This is a genomic window from Microbacterium meiriae, from assembly GCF_032364335.1.
Lineage (GTDB): Bacteria > Actinomycetota > Actinomycetes > Actinomycetales > Microbacteriaceae > Microbacterium > Microbacterium meiriae.
Genome location: NZ_CP133984.1, coordinates 1,742,866 through 1,756,928, shown reverse-complemented (window position 1 = coordinate 1,756,928; position 14,063 = coordinate 1,742,866). Strand labels below are relative to the sequence as shown.

Genomic DNA, 14,063 nt, shown 5'->3' with positions numbered 1-14,063 from the left:
GCGCCCTCACTCCGCGGGAGCGAGGGCCCACAGTGCCACGGCGGCCGCCGAGGCCACGTTGAGCGAATCCACGCCGCCGGCCATCGGGATCGTCACCACGGTGTCCGCGCTGTCGAGAGCGGACGGCGTGAGTCCATCTCCTTCGGCGCCGAGGAGCAGCGCCACCTTCTCCGGCCGCTGCGCTGCGTAGACCCGGAGATCCACCGCCGCGTCGCTGAGAGCGAGGGCGGCGATGTCGAAACCCTCGTCACGGAGGGCGCCCACGGCCGCATCCCAGTCGTCGATCCGGGTCCAGGGCACCTGGAAGACCGTGCCCATGCTCACCCGCACGCTCCGGCGGTACAGCGGGTCCGCGCAACGCGGCGACACCAGCACCGCATCGGCCCCCAACCCGGCGGCGGCACGGAAGGCCGCTCCGACGTTGGCGTGATCGCCGAGGTCCTCCAGCACCAGCACCAGACGTGCGTCGCGCACCACCTCCGCGACCGGTGCCAGAGTCGGGCGGTGCATCGCGGCGAGGGCCCCACGGTGCACTTGATAGCCGGTGACCTGTTCCGCGACCTCCTCCGGCACCACGAGGACCGGCACGCCGCGCTTCCCGATGATCCGGCCGACCTCGTCGACGCGCCGGGCCGAGACGAGCACCGATCGGGCTTCGTGTCCGGCGGTCAGCGCGCGCTCGATCACCTTGGCGGTCTCGGCGATGTAGAGTCCCTCCGCGGGCTCTCGCACGGCGCGGAGGGCGGTATCGGTGAGGCCGCGATAGTCGTCCAGCCGCGGGTCGTCGATGTCGGTCACATGCTGGAGGTCCACCGCTCCACTCTGCCATCCCGGTTCTCGTCCGCCCCACGCCCCGTAGACTCGATCGAGGAGGTCCTGTGAGCGTGACGAACACCGCCGAGCCGTCGGCAGAGCTCTCCCACGCCGCCGACCTGCTGCGCGGCAAGCGGATCGCCCTCCTCACCGGAGCCGGCATCTCCACCGACTCGGGCATTCCGGCCTACCGCGGCGAGGGTGCGCGCACGCGCAGCAACCCCATGACGATCCAGACGTACCTCGGCGACGAAGCCGCGCGACGCCGCTACTGGGTCGGCGGGCACCTCGGCTGGCGGGCATTCGCGCAGGCGGCGCCCAATCCCGGGCACCGCGCCCTCGCGGAGATGGAGTCCAGAGGCGTCGTCTCGGGCGTCATCACGCAGAACGTCGACGGACTGCACCTCCGCGCGGGAAGCTCACACGTCATCGAAGTGCACGGCACCATGCGCCGGGTGCTCTGCCTGCACTGCGGCCAGGTGTTCGATCGTCGCGACATCGCCGTGCAGATCGAGGAGCGCAATCCCTGGATCACCGTCCCCGAGAACGTGGCCCTGGCCCCGGACGGCGACGTGCTGCCGGAGAGCACCGAGGGCTTCCTCGTCCCGACCTGCACGGTCTGTGACGGCATGCTCAAGCCCGACGTGGTGTTCTTCGGCGAGTACGTGCCGCAGGACCGCTTCCGCGCCGCGGAGTCGCTGCTCCGCTCCAGCGATGCGCTCATCGTCGCCGGCTCCTCGCTCGTCGTGAATTCCGGCGTGCGCCTCGTGAACCGTGCGCGTCGGCGTGGCATCCCCCTGATCATCGTCAATCGCGAGCCGACCCGCGCGGACGCCTGGGCCGATGTCACCATCGCCGCCGGCACCAGCGACGTGCTCCCCGCCCTCCAGGAGATGCTCTCGTGACCTATCTCACTCTCATCCGCCACGGTCAGACCGACTGGAACCTCGCCCGCCGCATCCAGGGGTCGACCGACATCCCGCTGAACGAGACGGGGCGCGAGGACGCACGGTGGGCGGCGGAGAAGCTCGCCGGCACGACGCACCATGCCGTCTACACGAGCCCGCTCGTGCGAGCGAGCGAGACCGCCGGCATCATCGCGGAGCGCCTGGGGCTGGAGATCGCGGGCGTGGTCCCCGACATCCGGGAACGGGAGTTCGGCGACGGCGAGGGCATGCTCGTTCCCGACTACATCTCGACCTACGGCGACTGGCACGCGGAGGTGCCCGGGGCGGAATCGCTGCACGAGGTCGGCGTCCGTGCCATCGCCGCGCTGCACCGGATCGCACGGGACGCGCGACGGAGGTCGGCGCCGCAGGCCGAGTCCGTGCTCGTCGTGACCCACGGGGGCGTGATCCGCGCCGTCATCGACCACGTCTCCGGCGGCACGCTCCCCCGCGACGGGGAGGTGCTGCGCAACGGCTCCGCGCACCGGTTCGTCGCCGCACCCGGCTACCTGCGCCTGCTGGAGGAGACGCCCGTCCTCTGACGGGACGGTCAGCCGGCGCGGGAGACCACGGCGCGCGCGTGGCGCAGGACGGGCTCGTCCACCATGCGCCCCTGGAAACGGAACACACCCCGTTCCTCCGCCGCTGCCGCGAGGACCGCATGTGCCCAGGCCACGATCTCGGGGTCCGGTGCGTACGCGGCTCGGATCACCTCGACCTGACTCGGATGGATGCAGGCCATCGCACGGAACCCCGAGGCTGCAGCGTCCCTCGCCTCCTGCTCCAGCCCTGCCGTGTCGGCGATGTCGACATGCACGGCGTCGATCGCCGCCTTGCCGTACGCGCCGGCCTCCAGCAGCACCCGGGAACGGGCGTAGCGGGCGATGTCCCGGTACCCGCCCTCGTCGTTCCGGGATGACGTGCCGCCGAGCGAGGCCACCAGATCCTCCGCTCCCCACATCAGTCCGGCGACCGTCGGATGCGCGGCGATGTCGGGCGCCGCATGGATCCCGCGCGCCGTCTCGCACAGCGCGAGGAGCGAGTAGTCCGCGCCGAAGGCGTCCAGACTCTCCGCGCTCTCCGTTTTCGCCACCATCACGGTCCGGAAGGGCGACCGTGCCAGGGCTTCGAGGTCGTCCGCGAAGGCCGCGGAGTCCGGGGCGTTCACCCGCACGATGACCCGCGCGGGATCGAGGTCAGCGGCGACGACGTTCTTCCGGGCCTCGGCCTTCGCAGCCGGCAGGACGGCGTCCTCCAGGTCGAGGATCACGGCATCGGCCCGCTCCTGCGCCTTCGCGAAGCGCTCGGGGCGGTCCGCCGGGCAGAAAAGCAGGGCAGGACCGAGCTCGAAGGTCATACCGCCTCCCCTTCCGGTCGGCAGCGCACGAGCACCGTGCGGACGGCCGTCGCGACCACCGTGCCGTCCTGATTGCGTCCGGTGTGCGCGATCTGCACGACACCCTGGCCGGGGCGGGACGACGAGAGCCGCTTGTCGACGACGACGCTCTCGGTCGTGAGCGTGTCACCGGCGAACAGCGGATGCGGGAAGGCGATGTCGCCGAGGCCGAGCTGCGCCACCAGCGTCCCCTGCGTGAGCTGGGCGACGGAGGAGCCCACCATCGTCGACAGCGTCCACATGGAGTTCATGAGGCGCGCGTGGAAGGGGTCCTGAGCTTCGGCGAAGGCCGCGTCCAGATGCAGCGCCTGGGTGTTCATCGTCAGCGTCGTGAAGAGGATGTTGTCCGCCTCCGATGCCGTGCGTCCGGGGCGGTGCACGTACCGGACGTCGGTCTCGAACTCCTCGTAGTACAGGCCGCGCTGCACGATCTCGCGCATGGTCATGCCTCCACGCTACCGGGCGAGTCCGAGCGCCCTGGCGATCACGAGAAGCTGGACCTCGGTGGTCCCCTCGCCGATCTCCAGGATCTTGGAGTCGCGGTAGTGGCGCGCCACCGGGAACTCGTTCATGAAGCCGTTGCCTCCGAAGATCTGCGTGGCGTCGCGGGCGTTGTCCATCGCGGCCTCCCCGGCGACGAGCTTCGCGATCGCCGCTTGCTCGGCGAACGCCTCTCCCGCGTCGCGGAGACGGGCGGCGTGGTGCCAGGCGAGTCGTGCCGTGTGGACGCGGGCTCGCATGCGCGCCAGGGTGAACTGGGCGTTCTGCCGCGTGCTGAGGGCGCTGCCGAAGATGGTGCGGCTCTTGGCGTAGTCGACCGCGGCCTCCAGGCAGCCCTCCGCGGCGCCGGTCGAGAGGGCGGCGATCGCGATGCGCCCCTCGTCCAGGATGCTGAGGAAGTTCCGGAAGCCGCTCCCCCGCTCGCCGAGGAGGTTGCCCGCCGGCACCCGCGCCCCGTCGAACGTCAGCGGATGTGTGTCCGAGGCGTTCCAGCCGACCTTGTCGTAGGGCGGCTCGACCGTGAACCCCGGCGTTCCGTTCGGGACGATGATCGTGGAGATCTCTTTGCGCCCCTCGTTCTGACCGGTGACGGCGGTGACCGTCACGAACCGTGTGATCGGGGTGCCCGAGTTCGTGATGAACTGCTTGGAGCCGTCGATCACCCATTCGTCGCCGTCGAGCCGCGCTGTCGTCCGCGTCGCCCCGGCATCGCTCCCCGCCTCGGGTTCCGTGAGTCCGAACCCGGCGAGGGCACGACCGGCGAGGAGATCCGGCAGCAGCTCGCGCTTCTGCTCCTCGGTGCCGAAGCGGAAGACGGGCATCGCCCCGAGGCTCACGCCGGCCTCGAGGGTGATCGCGATCGACTGGTCGACTCGTCCCAGAGCCTCGATGGCGAGGCCGAGCGCCATGTAGTCGCCGCCCTGCCCGCCGTACTCCTCCGGGAAGGGCAGCCCGAAGAGGCCGAGCTCGCCCATCTGCCGCACGACATCCATCGAGAGCGTGTGGGTGCGATCCGCCTCGTAGGACTGCGGGGCGACCACCGTGTCGGCGAATTCGCGTGCCATCGCGGCGAGTTCGCGCTCCTCTTCGGTGAGATCGTGCATCATCGGTCCTCCTCCGTCATCGACACGCGGGCGACCGGTTGATCGCGCCGCACCTGATCGCCCACCGCGACCAGCATCCGCACCACGCCGTCGTGCGGCGCGACCACGGGGTGCTCCATCTTCATCGCCTCGATCGATACGAGAGGCTCTCCCGCGCGGACGGCCGCCCCGTCCTCGACATGGACCGCCACGACACCGCCCGGCATGGGGGCGCGCGCCTCGGGCTCGGTGGCGCGGGCCTCCCGCCCCGCGGCGGCGAGTCGCCTCCGCATCCGGCTGCGGCGATCCAGGGGGCGGAGCCGCAGCGTCCGCCCGTCTTCGCAGACCCATATCGCGCCCTCGGCATCGCGGGCCGCGCACACGCGGTCGGACGGGGGCAGCGTCGGTGTCGTGCGTACGATCTCGTCGTCGTCGGTGAGCAGGGTGAACGGTTCGGGCGCGTGCGGTGCTGCCCCCAGACGCCACCCGGGGAGGGACCGCCACAGCGGTCCGGCGCCGCCCGGTGATGCGGCGGTCTCGCGACGAGCGTCCACCAGTCCGGCAGCTGCCGCGACCTGCGCCGCCGACGGGCTCATCGGCTCGAGCGGGAGCAGGGTGTCGATGAGACCGGTGTCGAGGTCGCCCTCGAGCACGCGACGGTCCCGGAGGAGCCGGCGCAGGAACGCGATGTTCGTCTCCACTCCCAGCACCACGGTGCGGGCGAGGGCATCGTCGAGTCGCTGCAGCGCTGTCGCCCTGTCCTCCGCCCACGCGATGATCTTCGCGATCATCGGGTCGTAGAACCCGCTCACCACGCTCCCGGATTCCACGGCCGCGTCCACGCGGACACCGGAAGGCGGGTCGAAGAGCAGCACGGTGCCGGTCGACGGCAGGAACCCGCGCTCCGGCGACTCGGCGTACACACGGGCCTCGACGGCATGCCCGGTCGTCCGGGGTGCGACGTCGAGCGGCTGTCCGTCGGCCATGCGGAGCTGGAGTGCGACGAGGTCGAGTCCGGTGACCTCCTCGGTCACCGGGTGCTCCACCTGCAGCCGGGTGTTCATCTCGATGAAGAAGACGTCGTCGGGAGCATCGGCGTCGACGAGGAACTCCACGGTCCCCGCTCCGACGTAGGCGACGCTCTCCGCGGCGCGCACGGCTGCCGCGAGCAGCCGGTCGCGGGTCGCGGGCGGGATCCCGGCGGACGGCGCCTCCTCGATCACCTTCTGGTGACGACGCTGGAGCGTGCACTCGCGCTCGCCGAGCGCCACGACGGTGCCGTGCGCATCGCCGAACACCTGCACCTCGATGTGACGCGGTCGGCGGATGAGACGCTCCAGGATGAGCGCATCGTCGCCGAAGGCGGATGCCGCGACGCGTCGGGCTGAGCTGAGCGCGCCGGGAAGACCCGCGCTGTCGACGACGACCTCCATACCCTTCCCACCCCCGCCGGCACTCGGCTTGACGAGGAGCGGGAACCCGACCGCCTCCGCCTCCTCGCGGATCTCCGCATCCGAGAGGCCCCTGGCGTCGAACCCCGGCACCACCGGCACGCCGCTGCGGCTCACATGCTCACGGGCTCGCGCCTTGTCTCCCATGATCTGGAGTGCTTCGACCGTCGGGCCGATGAACACGATGCCGCTCTCCGCACAGGCCTCCGCGAGCCCGACGCTCTCGGAGAGGAATCCGTAGCCGGGATGCACGGCCTCCGCTCCGGAAGCGCGGGCAGCGGCGATGACGGCGTCGATGTCGAGGTAGGACTCCGCCGCCGGCGCGGGCCCGATCCGCACGGCGGCGTCCGCCTCGCGGACGTGCGGCGCGTCGACGTCTGCATCGCTGTAGACCGCGATGCTGCGGATGCCGAGGTCGCGGAGGGTCCGGATGATGCGGCGCGCGATCTCGCCGCGGTTCGCGACGAGGACCGTGGAGAACGAGAGAGACGGCGAAGGAGTCATGGGGCTCACATCCGGAAGACGCCGAAGCGCGGCTCGGGCAGGGGGCTGCGGGCGACGACGTCCAGGGCGAGACCGAGGAGGTCACGGGTCTGCTCCGGGTCGACGATGCCGTCGTCCCACAGCCGTGAGGTCGCGTAGTACGGCTCGCCCTGCTCCTCGTACTGCGCCCGGATCGGCTCCTCGAACGCCGCACGCTCCTCGGCGGTCCATGACTCCCCCCGCGCCGCGAGCTGGTCGTCCTTCACCGTGGCGAGCACCGAGGCGGCCTGAGGCCCGCCCATCACCGAGATCCGGCTCGCCGGCCAGGTCCAGAGGAATCGCGGCGAGTAGGCGCGCCCGCACATCGAGTAGTTGCCCGCACCGAAGGAGCCGCCGATGATGACGGTGAGCTTGGGGACCCGGGTGGTCGCCACCGCCGTGACCATCTTGGCCCCGTCCTTCGCGATCCCTCCCGCCTCCGCATCGGAGCCGACCATGAACCCGGTGATGTTCTGCAGGAAGAGCAGTGGGATGCCGCGCTGATCGCAGAGCTCGATGAAGTGCGCGCCCTTGAGCGCCGACTCGCTGAACAGCACGCCGTTGTTCGCGACGATGCCCACGGGGTGGCCGTGCAGCCGCGCGAAACCCGTCACCAGGGTGGTGCCGTACTCCGCCTTGAACTCGTGGAAGGTGTCGCCGTCGACAAGGCGTGCGATGACCTCGCGCACGTCGTAGGAGGCGTTGACGTCCACGGGAACCACGTCGTACAGGGAGCCGATCTCCGCCGGGGCGCGACTCTCCCCGACGTTCCAGGCCGGGGCGAGCGGCGGCGGCAGCGTGGCCACGATGTCGCGGAGGATCTCCAGCGCGTGCTCGTCGTCGTCGGCGAGGTGATCCACGACGCCGCTGCGCCGGGCGTGCAGCTCCCCTCCGCCGAGCTCCTCCGCCGTGACGATCTCGCCGATGGCAGCCTTCACCAGAGGAGGCCCGCCGAGGAAGATCGTGCCCTGTCCGCGGACGATGACGGTCTCGTCGCTCATCGCGGGAACGTAGGCGCCACCCGCCGTACACGATCCGAGGACCGCCGCGAGCTGCGGTATTCCCTGCGCGGACAGCCGGGCCTGGTTGAAGAATATGCGTCCGAAGTGCTCGCGGTCCGGGAAGACCTCGTCCTGTCGAGGAAGGAAGGCGCCGCCCGAGTCCACGAGGTAGAGGCACGGCAGACGGTTCTCGAGGGCGATCTCCTGCGCCCGCAGGTGCTTCTTCACGGTGAGCGGATAGTACGTTCCGCCTTTCACGGTGGCGTCGTTGCAGACGACCATGACGTGCCGGCCGTGGACCAGGCCGATGCCGGCGATGACACCGGCCCCCGGCGCCTCCCCGCCGTACAGACCGTCGGCCGCGAGCGGGGCGATCTCGAGGAACGGGCTGTCCTCGTCGAGGAGACGGGTGACGCGGTCGCGCGGGAGGAGCTTCCCGCGGGCGACATGTCGCTCGCGGGAAGCCGCGGGGCCACCCTGCGCTGCGGTCGCGAGACGGTCACGGAGCCGCTGGGCGAGCGCTTCCTGGGTTGCCGGCATCGTGACGTCCTCCTCGACCCACGTCGCGCCGGGCGGGGAACCTGGCGCGCTGCATGCATTCTCGGTTAGTGTTCACTAACCCGTTGATTCAGGTTAGCGAGGATTAACTGAGATGACAAGCCCCGCCACCGCCCGTGACCGCGCCAAGGCAGAGCGCTCCGACGCCCTTCTGCATGCCGCGGCTCGGCTCTTCGCCGCGCGCGGGTACAGCGGGGTGAGCCTGGAGGACATCGGCGCTGCCGTCGGTGTGTCCGGGCCCGCGGTGTACCGCCACTTCGCCGGGAAGCAGGCCCTTCTCGGAGCGGTCCTGGTGAAGGTCAGCCAGGACCTCGTCGCGGGCGGACGACGCGTGTCCGAGGAGACGAGCGCACCCGACGAGCGCATGCGCGGGCTCATCCGCTTCCATGTGGAGTTCGCGCTCGGCAACGCCGAGGTCATCCAGGTGCAGGATCGCGATCTCGCCTTCCTCGACGAGGACGATCGCGCCGAGGTCCGCCGACTGCAACGCGCCTACATCGAGCTCTGGATGGACGCTCTCGCCGCGCTCGAGCGTCCGGAACCGTTCGACCGGGACGAACTCCGGCTCCGCGTGCAGGCGTGCTTCGGTCTCATCAACTCGACCCCGCACAGCACGCGGGCCGCGACGAGAAGGCACACGGCCACCGCGACCGTGCTGGTCGCGATGGCCGAGGCTGCACTGCGCGCCGCTAGCTGAGCAGCATCGCCCGTCCCGGATCCTCGAGGATGTCGGCCACGTCCTTGAGGAACGTCGCGCCCTCGGCCCCGTCGACGAGGCGATGATCGAAGGACAGACTCAGCGTCATGAGCTGACGGAGTGCGATCTCACCGCGGTACTCCCACGGCTGCCGCCGCACCGCGCCGACCGCGAGGATCCCGGACTGCCCTGGCGGGAGGATCGGCGTTCCGGCCTCCACCCCGAACACCCCGATGTTCGACAGGGAGAACGTGCCCCCGGCGAGCTCGGCCGGGGAGGTCTTCCCTGCGCGAGCGGTGTCGGCGAGCCGCCTGACCGCGGTCGACAGCTCCACCAGGTTCATCCGCTCCGCATCCCGGATCATCGGCACGATGAGACCCCGATCGGTCGCCGCGGCGATCCCCAGGTCGACATAGCTGTAGTGGACGATCTCGCCGGACTCCTCATCCCAGCGCGCATTCAGGCCGGGCGCCCGGCGCAGAGCGAGACAGACGGCCTTCGCGACGACGGCGAGCGGGCCGATCCGGTGCTCCGCAAGCGCTCGGTCCTCGCGGAGACGTGCCAGCATCTCCATGGTCGCGGTCACATCGACCGTGTGGAAGACCGTGACGTGCGGGGCGGTGAACGCGCTCTGCACCATCGCCGCTGCCGTGTGCTTGCGGACCCCGCGGATCGGGACGCGCGTCTCCCGCGGCCTCCCCTCCGCGCGCGGAAGGGTGCCGGAGGCCGCGGTGGTCTCGCGCTCAGGCGTCCCGGCGGGCCGTGACGGCTCCGCTCCGATACGCTCCGCGTACGCATCCACGTCTGCCCTCGTGATCACTCGGTCACCGACTTCCGCAGCGACGAGGACGAGGTCGACGCCCCGTCGCTTGGCGTAGGCGCGCACCGGAGGGGTGGACCGTGGTCGCTCCAGAACGGGCTCGACCGCGACCGATGGCGTCGCGTCGTGCGGCGCTGCCTCGAGAACGGCGGTGTCGGCCGCCGAGGCCACCTGGGCGGCACTCCGGCGCCGCGCCCGGCGCGCGGGGCGTCCACTCGATGTCGGGGCGGCTCCGTAGCCCACGAGGTTCGGCTGCGCCTTCTCCGCGGAGGCCTCTTCCTCGCCACCGGACGGCGCCGCCGGAGGATCGTCCCCCTCGATGTCGAAGGCGATCAGCGGTGCTCCCACGGCGACGGTCTCTCCCGCGTCCGCGTGCAGGGTCGACACCGTGCCTTCATAGGGCGACGGCAGCTCGACGACGGCCTTGGCCGTCTCGACCTCCGCGAGGGTCTGATTCAGCGCGACGCTGTCGCCGGGCGCGACGAGCCACTGCACGACCTCCGCCTCGGTGAGTCCTTCGCCGAGGTCGGGGAGACGGAATTCGGCGATCATGCGTCCGCTCCCGTCAGGCTGTGCGGGCGATCCATCACGCGATCGACCGCATCGAGGATCCGGTCGAGATCAGGCAGGTGGTACTTCTCGAGCTTGGCAGGCGGGTACGGCACGTCATGCCCGGTGACCCGTAGCGGAGGGGATTCGAGGTACTCGAAGCAGAGCTCGGTCACGCTCGCGATGACCTCCGCGGCGAGGCCGGCTTCCCGGGAGGCCTCGTGCGCGACGACCACTCGTCCGGTCTTCCGCACCGAGGCGGCGATGGAGTCGTAGTCCACCGGAGAGAGCGATCGCAGGTCGATGACCTCCAGGGCGATCCCCTCGTCTTCCGCGGCCTCCGCCGCCTGCAGCGCGGTGCTCACCATGGCTCCGTAGGTGAGGACCGTGACGTCCGTCCCGGAGCGCACGACCCGGGCGAGTCCCATCGGCGGCGCATCCGCGAGCGGGGCCTCGAGGTCGACCTCGCCCTTGTGGTGATAGAGCCGCTTGGGCTCGAAGAACACGACGGGGTCGTCCGACGCGATCGCCTGCCGGAGGCTCCGATAGGCGTCCTCCGGATTCGAGACGGCGACGACACGGAGGCCCGCCGTGTGGGCGAAGTAGGCCTCCGGCGACTCGGAATGATGCTCGGCGGCACCGATTCCGCCGGCCCACGGGATCCGGATCGTGATCGGCATCTTCACCCGCCCCTGGGTGCGGTAGTGCAGCTTGGCGACCTGCGAGACGATCTGGTCGAAGGCGGGGTAGACGAACCCGTCGAACTGGATCTCGACGACCGGGCGGTAGCCGCGGAACGCGAGACCGACGGCCGTGCCGACGATCCCGGACTCCGCGAGCGGTGTGTCGATGACCCTGGCCGCCCCGAACTCGTCGAGGAGGCCGTCGGTGATCCGGAAGACGCCGCCGAGCTTGCCGATGTCCTCGCCAAGGAGCACCACCTTCTCGTCGTCGCGCATCGCCTGACGGAGGCCGGCGCCCAGCGCCTTGCCGAGAGTGAGTTCGGTCATGGTCACGCCTCGCCCTCGAACGACGCGAGGTATGCCGCGTACTCGTCGCGCTGCCGCTCCAGGCCCGTGTGCGGCTCGGCATAGACGCCGTCGAACACCGCCAGCGGCGGACGGGTGACCATGCCGAGGCAGGTCGCGCGCATCTCCTTGGCGACCGCGTCCGCAGCCGCCTGCGTCTCGGCGAGATGCTCCTCGGTGAGGTCCCCGGTCGCACGGAGGTACGCCTCCAGTCGCGTGATGGGGTCGCGGCGGCGCCAGGACTCCAGCTCGGCCTCGTCCCGGTACCGGGTGGGGTCGTCCGCGGTGGTGTGCGGGCCCATCCGATATGTCACGGCCTCGATGTAGGCCGGGCCTTTCCCGGAGCGCGCGTGGGCCAACGCCCAGCGCATCGCCGCCAGGCAGGCGAGGACGTCGTTCCCGTCCACACGGAGGCTCGGGATCCCGAACCCGGGCGCGCGCCCGGCGATCGGATACTGCGACTGCACGGCGACCGGCTCGGAGATGGCCCAGTGGTTGTTCTGACAGACGAAGACGACCGGCGCCTGATACGACGCTGCGAAGATCATCGCCTCGTTCACATCCCCCTGGCTGGTCGCCCCATCACCGAAGTAGGTCACGGCGACCTCCGATGCCTTCTCATGCTGGATGCCGAGCGCGTACCCGACCGCGTGCAGGGTCTGGGCGCCGATGATGATCTGCAACGGAGCGACGCGGAGGGTGGCGGGATCGTAGGCCGCCCCTTCTTCACCGCGCCACATCCGCACGTAGTCCCCCGGCTGCGCGCCGCGCGCGTAGATCACGCCGGTCTCCCGGTAGCTCGGGAAGACGTAGTCCTGCGGATCGAGCGCTCTGGCCGTACCGATCTGCGTGGCTTCCTGGCCCTGGCACGGCGCCCAGAGTCCCAGCTGCCCCTGGCGCTGCAGGGCCACGCCCTCGGCATCGATGCGGCGGAGGATGACCATGTCGCGGTGCAGTGCCCGCAGCTGCGCGGCGTCGACATCGGTGACGAACGGGTCGAGGCGGTCGTTGACGACACGGGTCCCGTCCGGAGCGAGGATGCGCTCCGACAGCTCCAGATCCTGGGCGGTGTCCGCAATGGGGGTGGTCTGCGGCGACATCATCGTCCTCCTCGTCCCTGGCGGCCCTCGTGGGGCGACGCGCAATGGTGCCGGCGTCATCACCGGCATGGTCTGAGGGTACGTCCGGTGAACACCTCGCTCAAGCAACTCAACCTGGATTGAGCATGTTGCTCATTTTTCTCGGGCCGCGTGCTGCTAGGGTTTGGCACTATGCCTGGACTGGACCGGATCGACCTGGAGCTTCTCGCCGCGCTCGCCGACGACCCGCGCGTGACCATCGTCGCTCTCGCCGAGCGCATGAGTCTGTCGCGGAACACCATCCAGGCGCGGATGGCGCGGTTGGAGCAGAGCGGCGTGTTCCTCTCCTACGAGCGCGCCTTCTCCCCCGATGTCCTGGGGTTCCCGCTGCAGGCGTTCGTCAGCATCGGCGTCCGCCAGACCGAGCTTCCCCGGATCATCAACGAGCTCGCGCGCATCCCGGAGGTCGTCCAGGCGCACGGCCTGAGCGGCTCCATCGACCTGTTGGCGCGCGTGGCATGCCGCGACGCGCGTCACCTGTTCGACACGGACGCCCGGATCCTCTCGATCGAGGGCGTGGAGCGCACGGAGACCTCGCTCGCGATGGGCGAGGTGATCCCGTTCCGGGTGGCCGGACTCATCGGCCTCGCGCGACGGGAATCCTGAGGAACCGACGGACCGCTCCGGCCGCCTCGGCCGGGGTCTCGTAGTGGATCAGGTGACCCACGTGCGCGATCTCGACGAGGGACGCGTCCGGGAAGAGAGTGACCAGCGCGCGCTCCGCCTCGATCGGGGTGATGTCGTCCTTCTGGGCGGCGATCAGGAGCGTGGGAACGTCGATCGACGGCGCGAACTCCCTGACGTCGTGGGAGACGCTCGCGACGAACGCGTCGTGCAGGACCTCCCGGTCGGAGAACCGCGAGAAGTAGGTGTCGTGCTGGTCGTGGATGAAGCGACGCAGCTCCGGATCCCGCGTCTTCGCCATGGTCACGCTCATGACACGGACGATCACCCGGTTGCGCAGGAGCGCGGTGCCGATCCGCGGCGGAAGCTTGGCACCGAGAGCGTAGTACAGCACCGCCAGTCGGGTCATGATGCCCTTCGGTCCCTCCAGCGCGGGCGCGCCGATGGGGTTCACGAGGATCAGCCGCGGGGTCTCCAGCCCCCCGGCGACGGCGGCGGCGGTCACGATGGAACCGAACGAATGGCCGAGGATCACGGCACCAGGTGCCGTGGCCGCCGTGAAGTCGGTGAGCCATCCCGCGTACTCCGCCAGATCGTGGCGGCGACCGGGCAACGGCGCGGACTCCCCGAATCCGGGGAGGTCGGGAGCCAGCACCCGGAGTTCAGGCAGGAAGGCCAGGACCGACTCGAGACCGTGGTGCTCGCCCCGGAAGCCGTGGACCGCGATGACGGTCGTCTCGGCATCGTCCGGACCGTATGCCCAGTACGCCGTCGATCCGCCACGGACCTCCACCTCATGGCGCTGCACCGGTATCCGGCTCAATCGCTCCGCATACGGGGAAGGCACACTCATGATCCGAGTCTACGAGGCCCCGACCGCGCAGCCGGCCCGCGGGCCCGCGGGGCATCCCCACCGTGCTGTCAGTGGCATCGGC

The 14,063-nt window shown here is 70.6% G+C and carries 14 protein-coding genes; 4 read left to right on the top strand and 10 right to left on the bottom strand.

Features of this window, described 5'->3' with window-relative positions; translation table 11 throughout:
• Window positions 1–6 precede the first annotated feature (6 nt).
• The gene (locus tag RI211_RS08420; protein ID WP_315636887.1) at window positions 7–813 is read right to left on the bottom strand and encodes a TrmH family RNA methyltransferase; all 807 of its coding nucleotides are present in this window, start codon (window positions 811–813) and stop codon (window positions 7–9) included.
• Window positions 814–878: 65 nt separating this feature from the next.
• Between RI211_RS08420 and RI211_RS08415 the strand changes: the two genes are divergently transcribed.
• Together RI211_RS08415 and RI211_RS08410 are read left to right on the top strand one after the other, a co-directional pair.
• Entirely contained in the window at window positions 879–1,718 is an 840-nt protein-coding gene (locus RI211_RS08415) for a Sir2 family NAD-dependent protein deacetylase (protein WP_187664051.1), read from the top strand.
• On the top strand, window positions 1,715–2,302 hold the full coding sequence (locus RI211_RS08410) for a histidine phosphatase family protein (RefSeq protein WP_060922608.1): 588 nt from the start codon (window positions 1,715–1,717) through the stop codon (window positions 2,300–2,302). Before RI211_RS08415 ends, RI211_RS08410 begins: the two co-directional genes overlap by 4 nt.
• Before the next feature lie 8 nt (window positions 2,303–2,310).
• Here RI211_RS08410 and RI211_RS08405 read toward each other — a convergent pair whose 3' ends face one another.
• From RI211_RS08405 to RI211_RS08385, 5 genes are read right to left on the bottom strand one after another with little or no spacing between them, the layout of a single operon-like run.
• On the bottom strand, window positions 2,311–3,117 hold the full coding sequence (locus tag RI211_RS08405; protein ID WP_315636889.1) for an HpcH/HpaI aldolase/citrate lyase family protein: 807 nt from the start codon (window positions 3,115–3,117) through the stop codon (window positions 2,311–2,313).
• The gene (locus RI211_RS08400) at window positions 3,114–3,602 is read right to left on the bottom strand and encodes a MaoC family dehydratase (protein WP_315636890.1); all 489 of its coding nucleotides are present in this window, start codon (window positions 3,600–3,602) and stop codon (window positions 3,114–3,116) included. The genes RI211_RS08405 and RI211_RS08400 overlap by 4 nt, the downstream gene beginning before the upstream one ends.
• A gap of 9 nt (window positions 3,603–3,611) precedes the next feature.
• Window positions 3,612–4,760, bottom strand: a complete 1,149-nt coding sequence (locus RI211_RS08395; RefSeq protein ID WP_187664149.1) for an acyl-CoA dehydrogenase family protein — start codon at window positions 4,758–4,760, stop codon at window positions 3,612–3,614.
• Window positions 4,760–6,694: an acetyl/propionyl/methylcrotonyl-CoA carboxylase subunit alpha gene (locus RI211_RS08390; RefSeq protein WP_187664048.1), complete on the bottom strand. Its 1,935-nt coding sequence runs from the start codon at window positions 6,692–6,694 to the stop codon at window positions 4,760–4,762. The genes RI211_RS08395 and RI211_RS08390 overlap by 1 nt, the downstream gene beginning before the upstream one ends.
• Before the next feature lie 5 nt (window positions 6,695–6,699).
• On the bottom strand, window positions 6,700–8,253 hold the full coding sequence (locus RI211_RS08385) for a carboxyl transferase domain-containing protein (RefSeq protein ID WP_315636891.1): 1,554 nt from the start codon (window positions 8,251–8,253) through the stop codon (window positions 6,700–6,702).
• 112 nt (window positions 8,254–8,365) lie between these two features.
• On the opposite strand from RI211_RS08385, the gene RI211_RS08380 reads away from it, so the two are divergent.
• Window positions 8,366–8,968, top strand: a complete 603-nt coding sequence (locus tag RI211_RS08380; RefSeq protein WP_292795182.1) for a TetR/AcrR family transcriptional regulator — start codon at window positions 8,366–8,368, stop codon at window positions 8,966–8,968.
• On the opposite strand, the gene RI211_RS08375 is transcribed toward RI211_RS08380, so the two are convergent.
• From RI211_RS08375 to pdhA, 3 genes are read right to left on the bottom strand one after another with little or no spacing between them, the layout of a single operon-like run.
• Window positions 8,961–10,340, bottom strand: coding sequence for a dihydrolipoamide acetyltransferase family protein (locus RI211_RS08375; protein WP_187664045.1), 1,380 nt, complete (start codon window positions 10,338–10,340; stop codon window positions 8,961–8,963). The genes RI211_RS08380 and RI211_RS08375 overlap by 8 nt on opposite strands.
• Complete coding sequence (locus RI211_RS08370) at window positions 10,337–11,347, bottom strand: alpha-ketoacid dehydrogenase subunit beta (protein WP_315636892.1); 1,011 nt, start codon at window positions 11,345–11,347, stop codon at window positions 10,337–10,339. The genes RI211_RS08375 and RI211_RS08370 overlap by 4 nt, the downstream gene beginning before the upstream one ends.
• 2 nt (window positions 11,348–11,349) lie before the next feature.
• A complete protein-coding gene (gene pdhA, locus RI211_RS08365; protein WP_315637162.1) occupies window positions 11,350–12,465 on the bottom strand; it encodes a pyruvate dehydrogenase (acetyl-transferring) E1 component subunit alpha in 1,116 nt (371 codons plus the stop codon).
• A gap of 171 nt (window positions 12,466–12,636) precedes the next feature.
• On the opposite strand from pdhA, the gene RI211_RS08360 reads away from it, so the two are divergent.
• On the top strand, window positions 12,637–13,110 hold the full coding sequence (locus RI211_RS08360) for an Lrp/AsnC family transcriptional regulator (RefSeq protein ID WP_025103414.1): 474 nt from the start codon (window positions 12,637–12,639) through the stop codon (window positions 13,108–13,110).
• Here the strand turns inward: RI211_RS08360 and RI211_RS08355 are convergent.
• Window positions 13,082–13,981 (bottom strand): alpha/beta fold hydrolase, encoded by a 900-nt coding sequence (locus RI211_RS08355; protein ID WP_187664043.1) that lies wholly within the window; start codon window positions 13,979–13,981, stop codon window positions 13,082–13,084. The genes RI211_RS08360 and RI211_RS08355 overlap by 29 nt on opposite strands.
• Window positions 13,982–14,063 lie beyond the last annotated feature (82 nt).

Coding starts and splice junctions, on each gene's coding strand:
- RI211_RS08370 (WP_315636892.1), bottom strand. CDS start 11,347: ATGACCGAACTCACTCTCGGCAAGGCGCTGGGCGCCGGCCTCCGTCAG.
- RI211_RS08385 (WP_315636891.1), bottom strand. CDS start 8,253: ATGCCGGCAACCCAGGAAGCGCTCGCCCAGCGGCTCCGTGACCGTCTC.
- RI211_RS08405 (WP_315636889.1), bottom strand. CDS start 3,117: ATGACCTTCGAGCTCGGTCCTGCCCTGCTTTTCTGCCCGGCGGACCGC.
- RI211_RS08355 (WP_187664043.1), bottom strand. CDS start 13,981: ATGAGTGTGCCTTCCCCGTATGCGGAGCGATTGAGCCGGATACCGGTG.
- RI211_RS08400 (WP_315636890.1), bottom strand. CDS start 3,602: ATGACCATGCGCGAGATCGTGCAGCGCGGCCTGTACTACGAGGAGTTC.
- pdhA (WP_315637162.1), bottom strand. CDS start 12,465: ATGTCGCCGCAGACCACCCCCATTGCGGACACCGCCCAGGATCTGGAG.
- RI211_RS08390 (WP_187664048.1), bottom strand. CDS start 6,694: ATGACTCCTTCGCCGTCTCTCTCGTTCTCCACGGTCCTCGTCGCGAAC.
- RI211_RS08395 (WP_187664149.1), bottom strand. CDS start 4,760: ATGCACGATCTCACCGAAGAGGAGCGCGAACTCGCCGCGATGGCACGC.
- RI211_RS08375 (WP_187664045.1), bottom strand. CDS start 10,340: ATGATCGCCGAATTCCGTCTCCCCGACCTCGGCGAAGGACTCACCGAG.
- RI211_RS08380 (WP_292795182.1), top strand. CDS start 8,366: ATGACAAGCCCCGCCACCGCCCGTGACCGCGCCAAGGCAGAGCGCTCC.
- RI211_RS08360 (WP_025103414.1), top strand. CDS start 12,637: ATGCCTGGACTGGACCGGATCGACCTGGAGCTTCTCGCCGCGCTCGCC.